General features: G+C 58.1%; 17 protein-coding genes and 1 riboswitch. Of the genes, 7 read left to right on the forward strand and 10 right to left on the reverse strand.

The window, feature by feature from the left end:
• Positions 1–36 precede the first annotated feature (36 nt).
• Positions 37–672 (reverse strand): hypothetical protein, encoded by a 636-nt coding sequence (locus tag VMS83_RS09935; protein ID WP_325412341.1) that lies wholly within the window; start codon positions 670–672, stop codon positions 37–39.
• Between the two features lie 155 nt (positions 673–827).
• On the opposite strand from VMS83_RS09935, the gene VMS83_RS09940 reads away from it, so the two are divergent.
• A complete protein-coding gene (locus VMS83_RS09940) occupies positions 828–2,684 on the forward strand; it encodes a molybdopterin oxidoreductase family protein (RefSeq protein WP_325412343.1) in 1,857 nt (618 codons plus the stop codon).
• 2 nt (positions 2,685–2,686) lie between these two features.
• On the forward strand, positions 2,687–3,940 hold the full coding sequence (locus VMS83_RS09945; RefSeq protein ID WP_325412345.1) for a Coenzyme F420 hydrogenase/dehydrogenase, beta subunit C-terminal domain: 1,254 nt from the start codon (positions 2,687–2,689) through the stop codon (positions 3,938–3,940).
• Between the two features lie 490 nt (positions 3,941–4,430).
• Here the strand turns inward: VMS83_RS09945 and VMS83_RS09950 are convergent, their stop codons facing one another.
• Positions 4,431–5,447 (reverse strand): histone deacetylase, encoded by a 1,017-nt coding sequence (locus VMS83_RS09950; RefSeq protein ID WP_325412347.1) that lies wholly within the window; start codon positions 5,445–5,447, stop codon positions 4,431–4,433.
• A gap of 151 nt (positions 5,448–5,598) precedes the next feature.
• On the opposite strand from VMS83_RS09950, the gene VMS83_RS09955 reads away from it, so the two are divergent.
• Positions 5,599–6,630 (forward strand): HAMP domain-containing sensor histidine kinase, encoded by a 1,032-nt coding sequence (locus tag VMS83_RS09955; protein ID WP_325412349.1) that lies wholly within the window; start codon positions 5,599–5,601, stop codon positions 6,628–6,630.
• Positions 6,631–6,730: 100 nt separating this feature from the next.
• On the opposite strand, the gene VMS83_RS09960 is transcribed toward VMS83_RS09955, so the two are convergent.
• Entirely contained in the window at positions 6,731–7,087 is a 357-nt protein-coding gene (locus tag VMS83_RS09960) for a hypothetical protein (protein ID WP_325412351.1), read from the reverse strand.
• A 383-nt stretch (positions 7,088–7,470) separates the two neighbouring features.
• Between VMS83_RS09960 and VMS83_RS09965 the strand changes: the two genes are divergently transcribed.
• The 4 genes from VMS83_RS09965 (at position 7,471) to VMS83_RS09980 (ending at position 13,327) form a co-directional block, all read left to right on the forward strand.
• Positions 7,471–9,882, forward strand: a complete 2,412-nt coding sequence (locus tag VMS83_RS09965) for a plasma-membrane proton-efflux P-type ATPase (protein WP_325412353.1) — start codon at positions 7,471–7,473, stop codon at positions 9,880–9,882.
• A gap of 108 nt (positions 9,883–9,990) precedes the next feature.
• Positions 9,991–10,314 carry a hypothetical protein gene (locus tag VMS83_RS09970; protein ID WP_325412355.1) on the forward strand — a complete coding sequence of 108 codons (324 nt, stop codon included), beginning with the start codon at positions 9,991–9,993 and terminating at the stop codon, positions 10,312–10,314.
• A gap of 298 nt (positions 10,315–10,612) precedes the next feature.
• Positions 10,613–12,451 (forward strand): chloride channel protein, encoded by a 1,839-nt coding sequence (locus VMS83_RS09975; protein WP_325412357.1) that lies wholly within the window; start codon positions 10,613–10,615, stop codon positions 12,449–12,451.
• A gap of 150 nt (positions 12,452–12,601) precedes the next feature.
• A complete protein-coding gene (locus VMS83_RS09980) occupies positions 12,602–13,327 on the forward strand; it encodes a tetratricopeptide repeat protein (RefSeq protein WP_325412360.1) in 726 nt (241 codons plus the stop codon).
• A gap of 35 nt (positions 13,328–13,362) precedes the next feature.
• On the opposite strand, the gene VMS83_RS09985 is transcribed toward VMS83_RS09980, so the two are convergent.
• The 7 genes from VMS83_RS09985 to VMS83_RS10015 all read right to left on the reverse strand — a co-directional run bounded on the left by VMS83_RS09985 (position 13,363) and on the right by VMS83_RS10015 (position 21,206).
• Entirely contained in the window at positions 13,363–13,683 is a 321-nt protein-coding gene (locus VMS83_RS09985) for a DUF190 domain-containing protein (protein WP_325412362.1), read from the reverse strand.
• Positions 13,684–13,709: 26 nt separating this feature from the next.
• A complete protein-coding gene (locus tag VMS83_RS09990; protein ID WP_325412363.1) occupies positions 13,710–14,072 on the reverse strand; it encodes a CrcB family protein in 363 nt (120 codons plus the stop codon).
• A 1-nt stretch (position 14,073) separates the two neighbouring features.
• The gene (locus VMS83_RS09995; RefSeq protein ID WP_325412364.1) at positions 14,074–14,448 is read right to left on the reverse strand and encodes a CrcB family protein; all 375 of its coding nucleotides are present in this window, start codon (positions 14,446–14,448) and stop codon (positions 14,074–14,076) included.
• Positions 14,449–14,583: 135 nt separating this feature from the next.
• A riboswitch (Fluoride riboswitch) is annotated at positions 14,584–14,648 on the reverse strand.
• A gap of 112 nt (positions 14,649–14,760) precedes the next feature.
• Positions 14,761–16,383, reverse strand: a complete 1,623-nt coding sequence (locus VMS83_RS10000; RefSeq protein ID WP_325412366.1) for an ATP-binding protein — start codon at positions 16,381–16,383, stop codon at positions 14,761–14,763.
• Positions 16,361–17,389 carry a DNA double-strand break repair nuclease NurA gene (locus VMS83_RS10005; RefSeq protein ID WP_325412368.1) on the reverse strand — a complete coding sequence of 343 codons (1,029 nt, stop codon included), beginning with the start codon at positions 17,387–17,389 and terminating at the stop codon, positions 16,361–16,363. Before VMS83_RS10005 ends, VMS83_RS10000 begins: the two co-directional genes overlap by 23 nt.
• Positions 17,390–19,825: an SMC family ATPase gene (locus VMS83_RS10010; RefSeq protein WP_325412370.1), complete on the reverse strand. Its 2,436-nt coding sequence runs from the start codon at positions 19,823–19,825 to the stop codon at positions 17,390–17,392.
• A gap of 238 nt (positions 19,826–20,063) precedes the next feature.
• The gene (locus VMS83_RS10015) at positions 20,064–21,206 is read right to left on the reverse strand and encodes a DNA repair exonuclease (protein ID WP_325412372.1); all 1,143 of its coding nucleotides are present in this window, start codon (positions 21,204–21,206) and stop codon (positions 20,064–20,066) included.
• Between the last annotated feature and the right edge of the window lie 87 nt (positions 21,207–21,293).

The raw sequence follows: 21,293 nt of genomic DNA on the forward strand, positions 1-21,293 counted from the left end.
GTCCTGCTCGCGGGCTCGCTTGGCCTGACCGGGCTCTTATGGATCCTGCACCTGCCGTTCTTCTTTTTCTTCCTCTGGGTCCCGCTCGTCCCGTTCTTTTCGCAGGGGCCTAAAAAGCGCTGCCCGGTGTGCGGATGGGAAACCGCAGGCAGCGAGAATTTCTGCCCCGCTGACGGCACCCCGCTCGCCCCCTGCCCCGGCGGCGAGAGTGGAGAGCGAGATCACTGAGAGCGGAATGCGTGTCCCGAAAAGCGGGGTTGCAGGGACGGGACCGGGAAATACTTTCGTGAACTTCCGGCAGCTGGTCCGGTCCACGATGATATCCAGTGCGTCCAGCCATGCGGCCGTCCGGTTGACCGTCATCATGGTCGCGAGGGTGAGGCAGAGGTCAACAACCGGCGACCCGATCCGGGTGCCCGGGTAGAACGGCTCGTCCGCGTTTACGATACTTCCGCAGTGTTTGCAGGAGAACCGCTTCACGTTCACGTGCAGCGTGCGTTCCCGTTCGTTCTCCCGGATGATACAAAAGATCTTTTTCCTGGTATCATATCCCGAGACCGGCCCCCCGCAGTCCGGGCAGGCGGCACAATCGCCAAAGGAGACGCCGTCCACGGCCAAAAGGCCGGCCTGGACAATCGTGGAGAGCATGGGTGGGACCCGGGGGGCCATCATGGAGCTGCACCCCCCGGGCCGGTCCCGGCATTCCGGGCACTGCAGTTCCGGGCCGGATTTCCTGCCGACAACCCACTAATAATCATCACTTTTTCCTCAGATTTGATCACGCTTAAATATATTGGACACAGACCCTGTGTGTTCGAGGTTAGAACATGGATTTCAAGTACGTACCAAGCACCTGCCCCTACTGTGGCAACGGGTGCGGTGTCAACCTTGTCGTTGCTGACGGCAAGTTCGTGGGGATCTCCCCGTGGCACCGGAACCCGGTCAACGAGGGTAAGGTCTGTATCCGCGGGAACAAGTCCTACGAGTTCGTCAACAGCCCCGCACGGCTTGTCACTCCTCTCATTAAGAAGGGAGACAAGTTCGAAGAGGCCAGCTGGGAAGACGCGTACAAGGAGATCGCTAACGCGTTCAAGTCCGCCAAAGGCGACGCGATTGGCGTGGTTGCATCCGCACGGAACAGCAACGAGGACTCCTTTGTCTTAAAGAACTTCGCAGCAAACGTGCTCAAGACCGCAAACATCGACTACTGCGGCCGCCGCTGCAATGCCGATGCGGTCAAGGGCCTCGCCGATGCCTTCGGTAACGGCGCGACCACAAACTCGCTTGCCGACCTTTCTGATGCAAAGGCGATCCTTGTCGTGGGCAGCAACCCGCTCGAGGAGAACCCGCTCGCCGGCCGCCGGATCATCATGGCCCAGCAGAACGGTGCCAAGATCATTGTCGCCGATGCCCGTAAAACGGCAACCGCGAAGATCGCCGACCTCCACATTGCCTGCAACCCGGGCAGCGGCGTTGCGCTCGTCAACGGTATCATCACCGCGATCGTCAAGGCCGGAAAGGAGAACAAGGACTACATTGCAAAGCACACGAAAGACTTCGAGAAGGCCAAGGCAGCCGCCGCCTCCTGCACCCCCGATGTGGTCGCAAAGGCAGCCGGCATTGATGCCGCAACAGTCGCGAAGGCTGCCGAGATCTTTGCCGCAGCCCAGCCCGCAGCGGTCGTTACCTCTGCAGGTGCAGGCGCCGGCGACCTGATCCGGGCCCTTGCAAACCTCCAGCTGGTTACCGGCAATGTCGGCAAGGCCGGCGCAGGTGTCAACCTCCTCCGCGGCAAGTCCAATGCACAGGGCGCAGCCGATGTCGGCGCAGTCCCCGGCGAGGGCGGCCTTACCGTCCCGGCCATGATCGATGCGGCAGCAGCCGGCAAGATCAAGGCCCTCTACGTGGTCGGCGAGAACATTGCTTCCGCAGGCCCGCATGTTGCCGATGCACTCGGCAAGCTCGACTTCCTCGTGGTCCAGGACCTCTTCCTGACCGAGACCGCCGCCAAGGCAAACGTTGTCCTGCCCTCTGCCTCCTTTGCAGAGCGCGACGGCACCGTCACCAACGCCGAGCGCCGCGTCCAGCGGATCCGCAAGGCCATCGAGCCGGTCGGTAGCGCAAAGGCAGACTGGCAGATCGTCTGCGAGCTCGCCAAGGCCATGGGACACGAGAAGGAGTTTGCGTTCAAGGACGCAGAAGCGATCTTTAACGAGGTCGCAAAGGCAGTCCCCGCCTATGCAGGCATCACCTACGCGGCACTCGAAAAGCCCGAGGCAGTCCAGTGGCCGGCAGCCGGCGGAAAGTTCGGCACCGCAGTCCTCTACGCGGACAAGTTCGCCACCAAGGACGGCAAGGCAGCCTTTGCTGCAGTCGAGTACAAGGCCGTCGAGGCCGCCGGCGGGGAATATCCGCTCGCGGTTGCCGCAGTCTGGCCCATGGGAACTCTCTCCACCAACTCCGCATCCATTGTGCGCGAGTGGCCCTTCCCCAAAGTCCAGATCAATGCCGACGATGCAAAGGAACTGGGCATCCCGAACGGCTCTGCCGTCAAGGTCACCTGCAAGGTTGGCACGATTGAACTCGTTGCCGATGTCACCAAAGACATCAAGAAAGGTGTGGTCGCCATGGCCGTCCCGGCGGGCATCACGGCTGTGAAGATCGAGATCGCAGGAGGGAACTAACCATGACAAAGAAAGGCGATATGCTCTACGCGTGGACCAACGACGCAGAGATCCAGAAGAAGGCCGAGCTCGGTGGCGCGGTCACCTCCTTGTGGAAACACGCGCTCGAGACCAAGACCATTGATGCAGTGCTGGTCATCTCCAAGGGTAAGGACCTCTACGATGCAAAGCCGACACTCGTGACCGACCCGGCACAGCTCGCAAACACGGCTGGTTCGCTCCACTGCGGTACGCTCCTCCTGCCCAAGCTCATCAAGAAGTACTTAGGCGGCGCTGAGACCATGAAGATCGGTGTCACCGTCAAGGGCTGCGACGCAATGGCGTTCTATGAACTGGCCAAGCGCAAGCAGATCAACCTGGACAACATCTTCATGATCGGTGTCAACTGCGGTGGGTCGGTCAGCCCGGTCCTTGCCCGCAGGATGATTGCCGACAAGTACCAGGTCGACCCGGACACCGTCCACAAGGAAGAGATCGACAAGGGTCAGTTCATCATCGAGTACGAAGGTGGCCACAAGGGTATCACCGTCGATGAACTCGAAGAGCACGGCTACGGACGCCGGTCCAACTGCCGCCGCTGCAAGATGAAGGTCCCCCGCCAGGCAGACCTCGCCTGCGGTAACTGGGGTGTCATCGGACCCCGCGCCGGAAAGGCAACCTTTGTCGAGGTGTGCAGCGATAAAGGCGCACACCTTGTTGACAGCGCCGTAAAGAAGGGCATCCTCGCAACCGAGGGCGCCAACCCCAAGGGTCTTGAGATCCGCGGCAAAGTCGAGGGCGCAATGCTCAAGCTCGGCGAGAAGTGGCGCAAGCACGACTTCGAAGGCCTGGGCAGCGGCAAGGACCGCTTAAAGAAGATCATGGCCGAGACCTCGCGCTGCATCAAGTGCTACTCGTGCATCTCCGCCTGCCCGATCTGCTACTGCGTTGACTGCACCACCAAGAACCCGGTCTATATCAAGCCCGGCGAGGTACCGCCAAGCTTCATGTTCCACCTCATCCGGTTCGCCCACATTGCAGACTCCTGCGTGAACTGCGGCCAGTGCCAGGAACTCTGTCCTGCCGAGATCCCCAACGCTCTCTTCATGCACGCCCAGCAGGTCGAGCTCGAGAAGATGTTCGGCCACGTGCCCGGCGTCTCCATGGAACTCCCGCTCATGGCGTTTGTCGAGGAGCGCGAAGAGCGTGCCCGTCTGTCCAACACCGGCAGCGACATGATCTACGAGAACGTGTTCAACCCTGTCGCGAAGAAATAATCTCCCCTTTTTGGGGAACGTCTTTTTTTAGCATCCATTCCTGGAAAATTCTTCAGATCAAAGGAAGATCCGCTCTTATTTTATCGGTGCAATTCCTCCCGTCGCCCCCGATGGGACGCCCCCGCGGCGGGTATCTGGAGAGGAAGAGGGGAATTACGTCTCGCAAATATTTTCCGGGCCACTAAAACGAAATAATACCCGACACGGGAAAACGCCTCGTTGGATTTTGCACTACGCACGTACCGGGATCCTCACACTACATCGAAATCAGTGAGCGGTTCTGAACAGTGAGAAGACGCCCGGACACGCATTCGCGAGCGAGGGCCCGATGAGGCGCCCGAGCGATCCCCGAAAGGGGTGGGAAAATCATATTGGAAGCCTCTCTCACGCATCCGGTAATTTGTCCTGTTATGTTCCCGAATAGTTACTCAAGGCATGGGCTATCGCTCTTCAACGGTGCAGAAAAACCTCCGACAATCTAAAGAAACTCTCACCCGATCCCGTGGATCTTCCGGAACAGCCGTACCCGGGCCCGGGTTGCATCCCGTGGCGGCGGAACCGTATGGGTCATTCGTTCCCCTTCTGCGGCCCGGAGGATCGCGTTCACGGCAGCCGGGTGCGACCGGCCGTAACCGCCTTCAAGGACAAATGCCGGCGGAAGGCCGGTTGCATCGATCAACAGGCCGGTAAGGAGTCCGTAATCGTCGGGGTGGAGGTCCATCACGCTCAGCGGGTCATCCGCGAGCGAGTCCTGCCCGGCAGAGACAATGAGGAGGTCCGGGTTAAAACATTCAATCGCCGGGATGAAGAGATCCGTAAAGACATGGGCATAATCGCCGATCGTACACCCGTGGAGGAGCGGCGCGTTCACCGTGCAGCCCGCACCGGGACCGGACCCGGTCTCGGTGGCCGCACCGGAACGGGGGAAGAGGCCCTCCGCGTGGACCGAGCAGTACAGCACCCGCTCGCTTTTCTTGAAGGTTTCCTGTGTCCCGTTGCCGTGGTGGATATCCCAGTCAACAATCGCGATCCGGTCCGTAGTGCCAAGCATGTGCGCCGCAGCGACCGCCGCGTTGTTGATGAGGCAAAAGCCCATCGCCCAGGCCGGCAGGGCGTGGTGGCCGGGCGGGCGGACAAGCGCAAAGGCACTCTTTCCCTCATGGGCCATCCCGGCAGCCTGGCATGCAGCACCGGCCGCGTACAGGGCAGCACCGTACGACCACGGGGTAAAATAGGTATCAGTATCGATAAATCCCGCCATGTTCCGGGCAACCGTCACGCTGGGCAGCAGCCCTTCCACCGGCATGGGGGAGAGCCGGTGCAGCCACGCGAGATAGCCGGGCTCGTGGACCCGGGCGAGGTCAGCCTCTGCTGCCGGAACCGGTTTTACCAGGGGCGTCCCGGCCGGCAGGGCTGCTAGGAGAGCATGGAGGCGCCCAGCGGATTCGGGATGACCCGGGCAGTCGTGGAGATCGAAGACCGGCCCGGTGATGACAGCACACGGCATACGGTCCGACCGGATCGGATGATGAGGGAATCTGCGGTCCGGGTGATGAAGCTTGCGGCGGGCACTGGGACAGGAAAACAACATTCGTTAAAACGGAGGGAAAAATAAAATCACACGAAATATAAACGAGAAAAACCAGCTGATCCTTTCAGTGAAGATACCGGAATCATTTAAAAGAACCGTTGACGCATTCTGGGACTGGTTCCTTGAACCACGGCCCTGCATATTTGTGGCGATCTTTTGTATCGGGTGCCTGCTTGAGATCGTCTTTCACCTGGTACTGAATACTTCTGTTGCCTACACGCACTTTTTCTACCTGATCATTGTTCTTGCCGGGCTCTGGTACCCGGACCGGGCTGTCCTGTTAGCGGTTTTCTTCGGAGGCATTTACGGCATCGTGGAATTTATCCATACCGGGACCATCTCCGGGGAATCACTGTTCCGCATCCTGATCTTATGCCTGGTGGCCATCGTTGTCAGCAGTATTGCTCGTCGCATGATGGTACAGAAAAACCAGCTGCAGGACTCCCAAGATGCACTGGCCCTTGCAAACAAAAAACTTAACCTTCTCTCCGGTATCACGCGTCACGACATCAACAACCAGCTTACGGGTCTTTTAGGCTACCTCGAACTTTCAAAAGATACAGGGACAGATCCAAAAATGCTGGAATATATTACACGGGAGGAAGTCCTCGCCCGCACCATCCAGCGCGAGATAGCATTCACCAAGGATTACGAGGAGATCGGGCTCCACGTCCCGCAATGGCAGAACGTGGCAAAGATTCTCCGGGCGGACTGGTCCTCACGGCAGCCGGGGATCGTTATCCTGAATACTGAACTTGACGGTCTTGAAGTCTATGCCGATCCCCTCCTGGAAAAGATCTTCGGGAACCTGATCGACAATTCGCTCCGGCATGGAAAGAAGGTCAGCCAGATCCGCATATCGTATGCAATCCATGACCCGGATCTCGTCCTGATCTACGAAGACAATGGCGTGGGTATCCCGGAATCGGACAAGGATCATATCTTTGAAAAGGGATTCGGCCGGCATACCGGTATGGGGCTTTTCCTGTCACGGGAAATTCTGAATATTACCGGGCTGTCCATACGGGAGACCGGCACGCGAGGGGAGGGCGCCCGGTTCGAGATAGCGCTTCCCTCAGGACGGTTCCGATTCAGGTAACCCGGCCCGGTTTTCCGAGGACCGCGATCCTTTTACACCGGGTTTTTTGAAAAATTCTCCGGGCAAAAGGGAGACTGGTCACCGGCCTGTCTCCAATGGATTACAACCCGCGTTTTATCCACAGGACAAGCGACACGCTGATGAAAACAACAAAAAACGTAAACCGGTAAGCTACCGCCAGGTTCACCGCAATCCCCGAGGGCGAGAAGAGAAAACCACAGATCAGAAAAAGCAGGGTGACAATACAGACTGCGGGAATGGCATAGTACCTGGTTGACCAGTAAGCGAGGATGAGGGGAATGAAATAGAGGAGCCAGACCGGATTGCCCAGCGGGGTTACTATATCTACCAGATAAACTGCCAGGAAGACCAGTAAAACGATAATTACCAGGCCAAAATCCGATGAAAGATGTCTGAGAATCAGCGACAGCCGGGATTTATTATGGTGTTGGATCATGATCAGATATTCCCCCTAAACGAGAACTGGCATTTTCTCCTGCACCTTAACCTATTCGGGCCGGTTTTTAAAAATCATTGCTGTTTTCTCCTCGTTCCCGGTGAAATCCCGGACCTGTACCTGAAAACGAACAGCTGTTACAGGACCGATAAATGCACGTTAACACCGGCGTCAAAGTGTTTTTAATCGATGAAAAGTTACGGTATGAACCGGTACCATTCCTTGGGGACTTATCATTTGAAGCCTTTCCGGCATTTCCTTTATACTCGCTGGAAAACAAAATAGGGGGCTGTATATTACAGGGATAATGGTACTACCAACAGGAATTAATGCATTAAAAAAAAGGGATCAATAGCGAGTCCATAATAACAAGGCTCCTCATCATGACGGATCGACCTACCTCTGATTCAGGGACAGAACCGCCCGCTTCTCTTCCCGCCACCGGCCTTTCTACTGCCGAAGTCGCCGGCCTGAGGGAACGCTATGGGTTCAACGATATTCCCGAAGAAAAGAAAAATCCGCTCCTTAAATTCCTCTCTTATTTCTGGGGTCCGATCCCGTGGATGATCGAGACAGCCGCCCTCCTGTCGGCAGCAATATCGCACTGGGATGATTTTGCCATCATCATCCTTCTGCTGGTAACCAATGCAGTTGTCGGATTTTTCCAGGAGAGAAAAGCGGAAAATGCTATCGAACTCCTAAAAAAACAGCTCGCACCCAATGCCCGCGTACTCCGGGACGGGACATGGCAGGAGATCCCGGCCCGCGAACTCGTGCCCGGCGACCTTGTCCATGTCCGGCTCGGGGATATTGTCCCGGCAGACGCGGTCCTTGGAAAGGGAAACTTTCTCCTTCTCGATGAATCCGCTTTGACCGGCGAATCCCTCCCGGTCGAAAAGAAAACTGGCGATACCGTCTATTCCGGTTCCATTGCCCGTCAGGGCGAAATGGATGCAGGGGTCACAACAACAGGGGGAAACACTTTTTTTGGCAAGACTGCCCGGCTTGTCCAGGCAAAACCCCCGCGAAGCCATTTCCAGGCTGCCGTCGAACGGATCGGGAACTATCTTATCATCCTCGCTATCGTGCTCGTCAGCATAATTATCATTGTTTCAGTCATTCGTTCTGAATCATTCCTTGAAACACTTCAGTTTGCCCTTATTCTCGTAGTAGCCGCAATTCCCGTGGCACTTCCCGCAGTTTTGACGGTAACTCTTGCGGTCGGGGCCGTGGCCCTTGCAAAAAAAGAGGCGATTGTCAGCCGCCTGAGTGCCATAGAAGAGATGGCAGGGATGGATATCCTCTGTTCCGATAAGACCGGGACAATTACACAGAATTCCATCAGTATCGGTGAAATCTGGACATTTTCCGGGATTTCCGGGCAGGACGTTATTATTGCGGCGGCGCTCGCCTCAAAAAAAGAGAGTAATGATCCGATCGACATGGCAATTTTTTCACGGTACGATCATCTTGCGCCACAATCCGGGACTCCCGCCACCGAAGTTCTGGATTTTGTTCCTTTTGACCCGGTCTCCAAATTCTCAAAGGCGACAGTCCATGACCGATCGGGCAAATCGTTCGAAGTGGCTAAAGGAGCACCGCAGGCAATAGCTTCCCTTGTCGGAACAGACGATAATGTAACCCCCATACTGGATACCTGGGTTCTGGATTTTGCGCGGAAAGGGTTCCGTGCACTCGGGGTAGCCCGGACGGACAGCGCCGGGACATGGCGGTACCTCGGTCTGATTGGCCTGTTTGATCCCCCCCGGGAAGATTCCGGGGCAACTATTGTCGAAGCCAAAAAGCTCGGCGTAAATGTGAAAATGGTGACGGGCGACCACGTTGCCATTGCACAGGAGATTTCCGCACAGGTGGGCCTGGACCAGAACATCCTTCCCCGGACCGCACTCGTAGAGGGTGATGGGGATGAATCCCGCAAACAACTCGAGTCGGCCGGCGGATTTGCCCAGGTCCTTCCCGAAGACAAGTTCCGAATCGTTAAGATCCTGCAAGAGGGCGACCATATTGTAGGTATGACCGGAGACGGTGTGAACGATGCACCGGCTCTCCGTGAAGCAGATGCCGGTATTGCGGTTGCCGGTGCGACCGATGCGGCAAAATCTGCTGCAGACATCGTACTGACAAAACCCGGACTCTCGGTTATCATCGATGCGATCGAGCGAAGCCGGGAGATTTTCCGAAGGATGGAAAATTACGCAGTCTACCGGATTGCTGAAACGGTACGGGTCCTGATATTCCTGACTTTGTGTATTGTGGTGCTGAATTTTTATCCGGTTACCGCGATCATGCTGGTCGTTCTCGCTATCTTAAACGACCTTCCGATTATGATGATCGCCTTTGACAACGCCCCTGTTGCAGGAAAACCCGTGCGCTGGCAGATGAACCGCATTCTGACACTCGCCACTATTCTCGGAGTCCTGGGGGTTGTCTCAAGTTTCATCCTTCTCTGGGTGGCAAAAGAATATTATCATCTTGATGCGGGTGTTATCCAGACGCTCATTTTCCTCAAGCTTGCCGTTGCCGGTCATATGACTATTTACCTTGCCCGAACCGGCCAGCAGCACTTCTGGGAACGGCCTTTGCCGGCACTTGCCCTGTTTGGTACAGCAGAAATTACCCAGATTGTCGCGACCCTCATCGCGATCTATGGTGTTTTCATGACACCGCTCGGGTGGTTCCTCGCCCTTATTGTCTGGGGGTATGCTCTGGCCTGGTTCCTGATCAACGACCAGATCAAGGTACTGTTATTCAGGAAGATCCACCCGTACTCGTGATCCTTTTTCAGACGATGCGGCACATCAATCGGAAATTCACCGGTTGGCCCGCCCCCCAATAAATAAATACCACGACCTGCTCAGTACCCTCTTTGAGGTGCAGGAAAAATGCCACCGGTTGTCTGGGATTTGGGGATCTTTGTGTATGAATATCTCAAAATCATTGTAGCCTGTGCTGCGGTTCTCCTCGCAATAAAGTGGAGGAAGAATGAATTCCTCGCAGGCCTGTTCTTTCTCCTGTTGTACACCATCTTTGATGCGATAGATATTTTCTTTGCCGACATTCTCCAGAAGCCGTTTATCGAAACCTCACAATTCGGATTCATCATGCTTGCGCTCATCTTCTTTATCATCGGGATGTGGAAGACCCGGCAGTGCACCGGGGGCTTAACTTCGCCTGAGCCAACCGGGGTTGAAGAACACCCACGATAAGAGCACCATCAGGACAGCAACGATAGTGACCACCTGGATAGGAGACACCTGGTGAGCACTAAAAAAGGAGCAGGCTCACCTAAAATTCAGGAGCGGCAGGAGAAATTTTTGTGATGCAGAAACGGTCGGCTGAAAAATAATAACCTTTTTCCGGTTTTTATGGATAGATCATAACACATATCTTGACCCGGCAACGATATTTTCCTCAACTGTTCGTCCGGAATACCTGTCCTGCACGGGCAGATCCCGGACAACGGAAACCTGGAACACACCGGGACTTGACGATAACAGGATATCCATGACATTTTCGTTCCCCTCCGGTTTTACCCCGACAAAACGGATCGCGGTTATCTCCATTATCGTTGGTGTCATCGCCGGGTTCGGGGCCCTGCTCTTTTACGAGGGCCTCAAGTGGGCAACGGCATTTTTCATGGGATACCTCCTGCAGTATGCATACCCGCAGGAAGGCCAGAGCATGGCGGTGATCAGCCAGTGGTCACAGCCCCATTCGCTCGTCCTCCTTCTCCCGGTCATGATAGTCGGCAGCCTCATCTCCGGGATTCTTGTGACCCGGTTAGCTCCCGAGGCTGAAGGTGACGGTACCGATGCCGCGTTCCGGGCCTTCCACACCACCGGGAGGATCCGGAAACGGATCCCGATCCTGAAAGCCGTAACCTCTATTCTCACCATCTCCACCGGGGGAAGTGCGGGGAGGGAAGGGCCCGCAGCGCAGATCGCGGGAGGGTTTGGGTCCATGGTGGCGGATATGATGGGGCTCTCCCCCAAGGAGAGAAGGATCGCGCTCACCACCGGGATCGGGGCCGGGATCGGTACCATCTTCAAGGCACCGCTGGGCGGGGCCGTGCTTGCCGCAGAGGTCCTCTATACCCGGGACTTCGAGTCAGAGGCGATCGTCCCGGCATTCATTGCATCCGTGATCGGGTATGCCATCTTCGGGTTCTTTGAAGGATATGCTCCCGTCTTTGCACTGATACCCCTTACATGGACCGTGGAGCAGATCCCCCTCTTCCTCCTGCTCGGTGTCCTGTGCGCCGCGTTCGGGATCCTTTTTATCACGGTTTACCACTGGAGCTCCGACCGGTTCTCCAGTCTCTTTAAGGCTTACAACATCCCCCGTTACCTGATGCCCGTTGCGGGTGCACTCCTCCTTGGGGCATTTGTCATCTGCCTTGCGCTGGTCTCCCCGGATGCGGAAACACTCGGGCTTGCCGGCATGGGTACCGGGTACGGCTTTGACCAGCTCATGCTGTACTCCCTCCTCCCCCTTGCAGTCGTCCTGCTGCTGCCTTTTGTGAAGATCATCGCGACTTCTCTTACGCTCGGGTCCGGCGGTAGTGGCGGTGTTTTTGCCCCGGGGCTGACCATCGGGGCTGCTGTCGGGGCGGCACTCGGTATTTTCCTGCATGTGGCATTCCCCGCCTATGTCCCCGTTGAAACGATCCCGGTCTTTGTGGTTGTGGGCATGATCTCCCTTTTTGGTGCAGTGGCAAAGGCACCCATCTCCGTGCTGATCATGGTCGTGGAGATGGTAGGGAGTATCACGATCCTGATACCGGCAATGGCAGCGGTTGCCGTCTCCCACATCCTGACAGGAGAGAAAGGCATCTTCAGGGACCAGGTCCCGACAAGGGCGCAGTCCGGCGCACACCGCGGGGAATACGACCGGGAGACCCTCGAGGGGATCTTTGTCCGGGACGCGATGACCCCAAAAGACATGGTTATCTCTGTCTCCCCGACGGACGATCCGGAAAAAGTGGTCCACCTTATGACCACAACCGGCCATACCGGTTTTCCGGTCATTGAGAACGGCCGGCTGGTAGGGATGATCACCAACCGGGACGTGAGCGCCATGCGGGTGATGGACAAGACCTGCCCCGGCATCCACGAGGGAATGACATCCCCGCCATTTGTTATTCACCCGGACGATACCCTGGAGGCTGCACTTGAAATCATGGTCGGCCATGGTTTTGATCACCTGCCGGTCGTGCGAAAGGAACTCCCGGAAACCCTGGTCGGTTTCCTGACGCGGACCGATATCCTGAGAACCTATGTCCAGGCCAGCCACCTGCTGGCGTGCAAGAAGGAGCACCCGGAAGAATCCGGGGGATCTTTATGAGGGGTCATCAGGATACTTTCTCCCATCGTACCGGTGTTCCGGGTGTTTTGGCCTTTCCTGGATCTTTTACTCTCCCTGATATCCGCCGCAGGCCCCGGCAATAAAATTACATATGCCATGAGCGTCCAATGCACACGCTGAGGCGAGAGGGTGGACCCTGACGGTATGCTGTACTCCTGCATCGGGAGGTATGACGAAGCACTCGCGCTCCATGATGGAGTGCTCAAAGAGCGGCCGGGCGATACCGGTACGCTCCTTGCAAAGGCGGCGACCCTGGACCGCATGGGCCGGTTTGCGGATGCACTCGCGGTGATCGAAGAGGTCCATGCCGCCGATAAGCTCCAGCCGGATGCCTGGTTCTTAAAGGGATTTTTCCTGTACCACCGCGGGGACTTAACCGCGGCGGCCGCATGCCTCGACGAATCCGTGAAGATCTCCCCGCGCCACACCGAGGCCTGGTGCATCCGGGGGAACTGCCACTACCACACGGGGGAGCTTGACGAGGCGCTGGAATGCTACGGGAAGGCGATCGGTACCGACGCGGCGTACCCGAAAGCGTGGTACAACAAGGGCGTGGTCCTTTCCGATACCCGCCGGTATGAGGAGGCCCTGCGCTGCTACGACGAGGTGCTCCGCTTAAACCCCGGGGTGGCTACGGTCTGGACAAACAAGGGATTCTGCCTTGCCATGACCGGGAAATACGAAGAGGCAGTGGACGCGTTTACCACGGCTCTTGAGATCAACCCGGCCGACATCACCGCATGGAATGACAAGGCGGCAGCCCTGCGCAGGCTCGGGCGTGAGGCGGAAGCAGAAGCGTGTGCAGAAAAAGCAATTGAGCTGGGCCGGAACCGCGGGCCATCACTCGTGCTCTAAAAAAAAGGACGGGAGATCTCCCGGCCTCCCGCAATTCAGCCGGGAGTCTTCCGGATCATCCTGACATTCTGGACGATCACCTGGCCATGCTCCACCACGCTTTCTATCTCGGGGAGGACCTCCATGATCTTCTCTTCCGTGTCCACGACCTCGATGGTCACGGGCAGGTCAAGCGAGAGCCGGAGCACGTCCACGGTGTGTATCACGTTCTCGTGGCCAAAGCCGGCCATGCCCCGCAGGACCGTGCAGCCGTGAAAGCCCTTTTCCTTGAAATAGTCCACCAGGTACTTGTACGCCGGCCGTCCTTTGATCGTGGCCGATTCCGCAATATAGATCTTGAGTAACATTCCGTCCATACGCATACTCCCGTTCACCCCGGCTCTTACCAGGGCATGGCCCCCCCGGAGCAGAGCAGGTACCCTGCAGCAACGGCCAGAAGGCCGCCCCCGATACTGATCGCAGTATATGTCGCGAAGGTGCGATAATCATGATCCTCCAGCATCCTGAAGGTCTCGTACGAGAAGGTTGAAAACGTGGTAAAGCCCCCCAGTCCCCCGGTGCCGACCAGGTTGTAGAGGTCGCCCCCCACCCGGCCAAAGACCAGGAGCGAGAGGGCAAAGCTCCCGGTGATGTTGACGAGCAGCGTGCCGGCCGGGATGCCCCGGAGCGGCTGGATCCGGGAGAGGATAAAGCGGAGCACCGAGCCGACGGCGCCGCCGATCCCGACAAGGATGACCGGATCCATTTCAGTCAAACCTCCCGTGGAGGATTGCAAGACGCCCGCACAGGACCGCGGCACAGCCGAGGAGAAGGGTCACCGCAAGGTTGGCCGCCCCAACGAGCGGGCCTGCCGCAAAGGACTGGACCGTGAGGGCCGAGAACGTGGTAAACGACCCGATGATCCCCACGGCGCAGAACTGCCGCGTGGTCCGGGAGAACCGGCCCAGGTACATCGACTCGTACATGAAGATGCCCAGAAAGAAACAGCCGATCGTGTTCACGGCGAGCGTTCCGGCAAGCGGGAGGACAAGGGCATTATCCACGAGGTACCGGAGCGCGGCGCCGATAAACCCGCCTGCAGCTACCGCGGCAAACGGGATCCAGTCAGAGACCCCGCTCATGCCATCCCCTCCCGCAGGAAATCATCATGCTTTTTTCCCCGGCCGGGGCAGCGCCGGGCGTCCGTACGGAGTAAGTCCTTTGATAAGAGTGCCTTGTGCAGGCTGTACAGCGACAACGATTCCTTCCTCCATTGGTCTATGGTAGAAGTCATCAGTCACGGTCGTGACGGTTGGAGGCGGACTTCATCGCCGTTACAAGAGCTGGGATTTCATGGTAATTGAAGATAGCGAAAAGGATCAAGTACAGCCCTTTGGTGCCCGGTTCCGGATCACCGTGCCGAACGGCGAGTACCGGTTCCAGTAAAAGAGTGTTCAGGTAAAGCCAGTGGAGAGGCCGTCCCGGATATCCTTTTTCTGTTCAGTGTTGAGCCGGGCCACATAGTCCTCGAACCGGTGGATCCGGGTACTGACCGGGAACGGGATGCCGATGGTAGAGATGATCGCGTCGCCCTGGTCAAGGGTCTGGATCTCGATCTCCATTTTCGATAAATCCTGCTTGGCACTCCCGATGATCATCTCGCGGTCGCCCCGGTCCCCGAGGCCCATGACGACAAACGTGTTTACCTGGGCAAGCACTTTTGCGTCCACGTTCTTGGGCTGCTGGGTGATCACGCAGAGGCCCACGCCGAACTTGCGGCCCTCCATGGCGCACTCGCGGAAGATCTGGGTGGAGGAGCCGCCGGCCCCGAGCACCCTCTGTGCCTCTTCGATGGTGATGAGCACCTTCTTCTGCTCTGCCGGTTCGGTCCCGGTCCCGAAATCCTCGGCAGATTTCCGGTGCGCCTGCATGATCTTCCTTGTGATCATGGAGAGGACAAAGAGTTCGCTGCGTTCTCCCATCCGGGGGATGTCGATGAGGACTACCTTATTCTCGTGGAGGTACGTGAGGATCTCCGGGACACAGGAACCGGACTCGCGGAAGAACTTCCGGTTGCCCTGCACGATATTTTTGATCCGGCGCTGGATCACCTGCAGGGTGCCCGGGTGGAAGGCGCCCAGTTTCCCGGCAATCTCCGGATACGGCCCGGCATACGTGCCTGCTTTTACCGCGTCCGGGAGAGTGTCGACGTTGACGGCAAGGAAGAACCGGATGATCTCGCTTCCGGTATATTCCTCGAGCGCCTCGATGGCATCCCGCTGGGCCTGCGAAAGGTCGTAGAGCAGGGACAGGTCGGTCATCCTGAAATCATCGTAGTCAAGCCAGAGGCTGTTGAGGGAGTACCGGGCCCGGTCGCTCTCGCTGATCGTAAAGACCGCAAGGCCGTCCCTGCCGGCCGTGTAGTGGATGAGCCCGAGCGTGCGTTCTCCCGTGCTCGACTGGCCCCCCCGCACGTACTCGCCATGGGGATCGACCATCAAAAGGCCGAACTGCTGCTTTTGCATGCAGGAAGCGCAGAACGTCTTCATGAAATTGGACTTGCCCATGCCGGTGGTGGCAAAGACGCCCATGTGCTGGGGGAGCACTTTGCTGTGGATCCGGACCGGCACGTCTTTTAGCACGCCCTGGCCGGTCCTCATGACCCCGACCTCGATATCGCCCATGACGTTTGTCAGGAACGAAAAGTCCGCGGATTCGGGGATCGTGACCGGGGAGAATTTGGTCGGCACCGTGCGGGGTTTCCGGAAGATCCCTTTTTCGTCCACAAACCCGAGCGGTACCGCTTCGACCTCGATAAACACGTCCTCGCCCAAGCCGTAGAACTGTTCGGAAAACGGGCGCGTGTCCCAGTTTTCGTCAGCAAAGTTGCTCCCGTGGATAAGGTCGCTCACCTTTGCAAAGAACGAATATCCCTTTGTCCTGTCGGTGATCTTCAAGATATCCCCGACAAAGAGGGTCTCGATGTGGGGGATGATGAACCGGTACGAGAGAACGCTTGTACCGATCAGCCGGAATTTTGTCGTATCCTTATCTTCAGTATCGTTCAAAGTCACCATGGAGATCACCAAAGAGGTCTTCAAAGAGCCTGTTCTGTATTCCCTGCCGGGCAAGCCCGCCTTTTATGTCCTGCAGCACCTGGGTGATAATTGCCTCATCGATCACCACCGCGCGGTGGGCATCGAAAAGGGGGTAGGGGTACCCGGGGATCCGGCCGTCATCGGCACACGCGGCAAGGGCCTGCATGGTCTTTGCCGCAGTATCTTCACTGATCCCCCGGGGGAGTTCTATCTTCATCAGCCTTGTCATCCGCGGGTGGAGCGAGGCCACGTAGATCTCCCCGTGCCGTCCCTGCCGGTATTCGGTGTTGTCGAGGAGGTGGGGATCAATCTTCGTCCACCACGTGCCACGAACGCCGGACTTTTCTGCAAGTCCCATGAGCGCGGGGAGGAGCGGGTGCCCGTTCCCCCACGTGGCCTTTGTCCGTTTTGCCACGGCCGCAAGGAGAAGACCGCGTTCACCGGCTTTTTTTACGATATCGGAAAGGACCGGCTCGTGGTTCTGGCTGGAGACCCGGAGCGCCCCGTCCAGGAGCAGGAGCGATCCTGCGGGCATGGTCTCGGCGGCCTTTGTGGCCACCCAGTACTCCAGCGTGTCGCGGAGAATATCCGAGGCGCGGACAGGGTCGCTGTTGTCCAGTCCCTTGTGCGGCGGTACGCCGAAACACTCCAGGAACAGGTCCTCGAAGTCCTGGTTGTGGCGCCGGGGGCCGATCGTGACGAGCACGAGGGGCGTGGTGGCACGCCCGGCCCGGGCTGCGCCGTGAAAGGTGGTGCGGGCCGCCCGTATTGCGGCAATGGCAAGAGAGCCCCCTTCAAGGACCATCGCGTTACTCCCGTCCACGGCGCTGACCAAGCCCGGGGTGCCGGGTGAGATCGGGTGGAGATCGTCCTTGGTGATCCCGCTCTTTTCTGCAAACTGCGCCACGATGTCTTCCGGGACATGCGCCGCTATGCGTGCCAGTGCCGACCGCACGGATGCCTCGTACGAATCCCGGCTGCCCATCTACTCCACCGCCCTGACGCGGCTGGCCATGTCTGCGCCCATCTCCACCACGAGCGTGTTTTCGAACTCGGCCTGCATCTCCGCGATATGGGAGATTAACAGGATCTGCGGGAACCGTGATTCCTGGGTCCGCAGCGCCGTGAGCAGGTTGTTCCTCCGCTCCTCGTCCTGGCTCCCGAAGATCTCGTCGAAGATGAGGACCGTGCTCTCGTGGACATGGTGGAGCTCGGCAAGGTACCGGGAGAGCGCGATCCTGAGCGCGACCGCGATGTCGTCCTGCTCGCCGCCGCTGAAACGGTCGATGGCATAGTCATCGTCAACGTCCCGCACGAGCAGGTTAAAGTCCTCGTCGAGGAGTACCTGCTCGTACCGCCCGCCCGTGATCTCGCTGATAATCCGGCTGACCTCTCCTTCGAGCCGGCTCCGCACCACCTGCATGATGTATACCACGTACTCTGCGATCAGGGTCCGGGTCAGCTTCAGGAGCTCGATCTCGTCTTTGAGTTCCCCGGCCTGCTTTTCCAGGAGGGCGATCTGCTCTGCCGTTTTTTTGTACTCTGCGATCTTCTCTTCCGTGAAACGGAGGTCCTTTGTCGTACCGGCAATAAGAACCTCCTCGTTTCGCAGGGCGGCATCGGCCCCGGCAACTGCGGCTTCGAGGTGCGTTGCTTCGGCAGGGTCAAACGCTGCGCCTTTGATCTCTTCGGCCAGTTTTGAGAGTTCGCGCCCGCGTTCCGCGATCTTCGCTGTGATCCCGGCGAGCTGTTCTTTTGCCTGCAGCCCCTGCCCGATCTTCTTCCCGAGCTCGATGAAGCGGAGCTGCACTTTCTGGACCCCGGCACTCTCCCGCTCGCAGGCAAGAAACGCGTTCTCATCGTACCCGAGCTTTTTGAGGGATTCGCCAAGAGATTTCTGTCCTTCTTCCTTTGCCTTGCGCTTTTCCTCAAGGCCCAAGAGCTCCTCTTCATACACCGGCTTCTGCCGGAGTTTATCCGCGATGGTACGGAGCGCATCGAGCGCCGGTTTTAAGGCTTCAATGCGGGTCTTTTCGTGTGCAAGTTTCTCCTGGCGTTCGAGATCGGCGACGGCTTTTTCTTCGAGAGCCTGCAGCTGTGCAGCAAACTCTGCTTCTATACTTCCGAAATGGTCCCCGAGTTTCTGGTGGCACAGGGGACAGACCCCGTCAGCGCCGGCCCCGCGGATTGTCGTCAGGTCGGCCGCGATCTTCTCCCGCTCTTCCCGGTAGTGTTCCAGCCGCGTGGCAAGGGTGCCGGACTGCTTGTTGATCTCCGCGAGCCGGTAACTGACGGCTGATTCGAGCCGGTCCCCGGCAATCTCCCCGGCCCCGATGCCGGCCCGGACCTGTTTTACAAGCCCGTCCTTTTTCTGCAGGTCAGCATCGATGGCCGAGATAAGGGCACGCTGTTTTTCTGCCCGTGCGACAAGGTCGGCGATTTCTTTTGTGGCAAACCCGAGCTCCGCAGTGAGCCGGAGGTGTTCGCCTTTCTTCTCCCGCAGCGCATCCAGCCGCTGTTTTACTTCAGGAAACGAGGCTGCGGTCTTTTCTATGCGGTGGTACTCGGCATCCTCACCGGCTAGGAGAGCGATCTGCGCTTCGAGTTTCTGTGCAGCCCGGGTATCTTCGTCCTTTTCCCGGGCAAGGTTCTGCTGCTGCTGGAGGAGGCGGTTGTACGCGAGTTTCTTCTCGGCAAGGACTTTCTGTTTTGCATCAAGTTCCGCCCGCTGTTTTTTGATGAGGTCCCGTGCCTTCCCGTGCTCCGCGATCGTCTCATGGAACTTTTTTACAGAGGCCTTGAGGCGTGCGAGCTCTTCTTCGCTCTGCTGCCCGGTAAGTGCCTCAAGACGGCCGGCCAGGTTCTGGAGTTCGCCGGTCTTCTCCTCGGCCTGTTTCTTTAAGACCGCGTCGCTCTCGGTTTTCAGGTAATCGATCCCGAGGGCCTTCTGGAACCACTCTTTCCTTTTCGTCGGCGTGTTGTCGAGCAGGGTGAGGAGATCCTTCTGGGCCGCGTAGATCGTGTTCCTGAAATCCACCGGGCCCATCCCGAGCGTACGCTTCACCTCGGCTTCAACCGGGCTCACTTCTTTTGCCACCAGCTGTTTGTTCTTGTAGAACTCTGCATCGTGGGTGACGGTCTTTCCCTTTCTGAACGTCCGTATGACCTTGTAGCTGTCTCCCCCGATCCGGAAATCCAGAACAACCTCGCACTTGTCCTTCGGGGACGCAAAACTGGAGACGATATAATCCGCAGAAATCCCGGTTGCCTTCACGCCATAGAGTGCAAAGAAGATGGCCGTCACAAGGCTTGACTTCCCCGTGCCGTTGTTCCCGAGGATGCCGGTGATGCCGTCCTTGAAGCAGATCTCCGCGTGCCGGAACCGCTTGAAGTTCTTTACTATGAGCCGGTCGAGGATCATGGGAGAGCTCCGTAATATAGTCCCGGAAAGTTCCCGGTCCCTGGTGAAAAGATGCCCCCCTCTTGCGCCACCAGTCCCCCGTCGGGGGACGGGGCGCAGTATGATGCATCAGCATTACCGGTCCGGGAAAAATCCGCCACATCAGAATACAGGTAATACGGCACTATCCCAACCGGGGCGCCCCAGCGGCGGGGCGAAGCCCCTGGAGCGTCAGGGATCGAACAACCAGCCGGGTGGATCATTCCGCGGTCCCCCGGTGCTCGTCCATCACGGACTGGAGCACGTCCCGCCCCCGGGCGAGGACAAACGCCTTCTGCTTCGCGGAGAGCTGCTGCTTGCCGATGAACTCCCCGAACTCCTGCAGGTAGTCGATCATCCGGATGTCCTGCTGGAGCGGCACGGGCGAGCCCTCCTCCTCCGACTTCACCCGGATCTTCAGGTCGAGGAGCTGCTCGCGGATGCCGGCGAGGTCTCTCGTATCGATCCCCTTCCCGTGCTCCCGCGAGAGCCCGTCGAGCGTCACCTGCGCCATCGCGTACTGCGGGAGGCACTTCTGCGTGACCCGTGCGCAGATCTCCTCCGTGATATCCCCGGGGTGCACGCCCTGGCACTTGATCGTCCCGAGATCAACCATCGGCGTCTTCGGGAGCGCAAGGTGCCGGACCGCGTGCCGGCCCGGATCCACGAGGAGGCCGCCCTTCTCGTCCGCGATCTCGCCGTACGTGAGGAACTCCGTGGAGCCCGAGTACCACGCATTGTCCGCCACCTGGCACTGGCGGTGGTAGTGGCCGAGCGCGATGTAATCGAAGTTCTCCGAGAGGATCGTGGAGTCCAGCTCGTGCTCCGCGACCGTGGCGAGCCGCCGGTCCTTGATAGACGTCGCGAGCCCGTGGGTCACGAGCACGTTGTTGTGCTTTCCCGAGAGCTCGATCTCATCGTAGGCCGTCCGGTAGTCCTCCACGCGGAGCATGTTCGGGATCAGGTGGAAGACCGTGTCGCCGATTTCTGCCTTTTCGTACCGGAACTTGTAGGCCGCCGTGATCTGCGACTTGTAGAACGTCAGCACTTCGTACGGCGAGGTCGTGTACCGCGTCTTCACCATGCTGTGGTTGCCGGCGATTATTACCAGCGGTATGCCGGCTTCGTGGAGCCTCTCTAATGCTTCTAAAACTGTCGTGTAGGCTTTCGTCTTCGGTTTTACATTGTCGAATAAATCGCCGGCGTGGACGAGGACGTCGGGTTTCTGGTTGATGATATCGTTGATTCCGCGAAGGAAGTTGTCGTAGATTTGTTTTTCGCGGAGGTTCATGCCGGACTCCGGGTCTAAGCGGCTGAATTGGGTGAGGCCCAGGTGGGTGTCGGCGTTGTGGATGAGTTTCATTGGATATTTGATAATGGATTTTTATGAGATATAAGGAGAAGGGGGTGGGGGTGAAAGTTACTGCTTCCCGCACATTCTCACCACTGG

The sequence above is a fragment of the Methanoregula sp. genome (assembly GCF_035543475.1).
In the GTDB taxonomy this organism is placed as follows: domain Archaea; phylum Halobacteriota; class Methanomicrobia; order Methanomicrobiales; family Methanospirillaceae; genus Methanoregula.

Coding starts and splice junctions, on each gene's coding strand:
- VMS83_RS09935 (WP_325412341.1), bottom strand. CDS start 672: ATGATGGCCCCCCGGGTCCCACCCATGCTCTCCACGATTGTCCAGGCC.
- VMS83_RS09940 (WP_325412343.1), top strand. CDS start 828: ATGGATTTCAAGTACGTACCAAGCACCTGCCCCTACTGTGGCAACGGG.
- VMS83_RS09945 (WP_325412345.1), top strand. CDS start 2,687: ATGACAAAGAAAGGCGATATGCTCTACGCGTGGACCAACGACGCAGAG.
- VMS83_RS09950 (WP_325412347.1), bottom strand. CDS start 5,447: ATGCCGTGTGCTGTCATCACCGGGCCGGTCTTCGATCTCCACGACTGC.
- VMS83_RS09960 (WP_325412351.1), bottom strand. CDS start 7,087: ATGATCCAACACCATAATAAATCCCGGCTGTCGCTGATTCTCAGACAT.
- VMS83_RS09965 (WP_325412353.1), top strand. CDS start 7,471: ATGACGGATCGACCTACCTCTGATTCAGGGACAGAACCGCCCGCTTCT.
- VMS83_RS09970 (WP_325412355.1), top strand. CDS start 9,991: ATGCCACCGGTTGTCTGGGATTTGGGGATCTTTGTGTATGAATATCTC.
- VMS83_RS09975 (WP_325412357.1), top strand. CDS start 10,613: ATGACATTTTCGTTCCCCTCCGGTTTTACCCCGACAAAACGGATCGCG.
- VMS83_RS09985 (WP_325412362.1), bottom strand. CDS start 13,683: ATGGACGGAATGTTACTCAAGATCTATATTGCGGAATCGGCCACGATC.
- VMS83_RS09990 (WP_325412363.1), bottom strand. CDS start 14,072: ATGGATCCGGTCATCCTTGTCGGGATCGGCGGCGCCGTCGGCTCGGTG.
- VMS83_RS09995 (WP_325412364.1), bottom strand. CDS start 14,448: ATGAGCGGGGTCTCTGACTGGATCCCGTTTGCCGCGGTAGCTGCAGGC.
- VMS83_RS10000 (WP_325412366.1), bottom strand. CDS start 16,383: ATGGTGACTTTGAACGATACTGAAGATAAGGATACGACAAAATTCCGG.
- VMS83_RS10005 (WP_325412368.1), bottom strand. CDS start 17,389: ATGGGCAGCCGGGATTCGTACGAGGCATCCGTGCGGTCGGCACTGGCA.
- VMS83_RS10010 (WP_325412370.1), bottom strand. CDS start 19,825: ATGATCCTCGACCGGCTCATAGTAAAGAACTTCAAGCGGTTCCGGCAC.
- VMS83_RS10015 (WP_325412372.1), bottom strand. CDS start 21,206: ATGAAACTCATCCACAACGCCGACACCCACCTGGGCCTCACCCAATTC.